This window comes from Corynebacterium sp. HMSC036D03 (assembly GCF_001836185.1).
Classification (GTDB): Bacteria; Actinomycetota; Actinomycetes; order Mycobacteriales; family Mycobacteriaceae; genus Corynebacterium; species Corynebacterium simulans.
This window is the reverse complement of record NZ_KV827741.1, coordinates 1-228: the sequence shown is the minus strand read 5'-3', so window position 1 is coordinate 228 and position 228 is coordinate 1. Positions and strand designations below refer to the sequence as shown.

Annotated in this window: 1 protein-coding gene; it reads right to left on the bottom strand. The window is 55.3% G+C overall.

Translation table 11 applies throughout. The features are described 5' to 3' along the window. A partial coding sequence (locus HMPREF2692_RS13155; protein ID WP_371326282.1) for a transposase occupies positions 1-228 on the bottom strand: 228 nt, incomplete at both ends.

Here is a 228-nt window from a genome sequence, read left to right as displayed (position 1 = left end):
GCAGAATATCGCGTTCTTCGCGCAGCTTCGCGTTCTCTTTTTCTAGCTGGCGGATTCGCTCGGAATCAGTCGTCTCCTTGGCGTTGTCGCGCATGGCCTTCGTGCGGGCACGTTTGCCGGTGCCGTATTGCTGAAGCCAGGAGAAAAGCGAGGAACGATTGACTCCAAGCTCTGCTGAAGCCGCGTGAAGTGAAAGGTCCTCATTGTTTTCATAGAGGGCCACAGCAT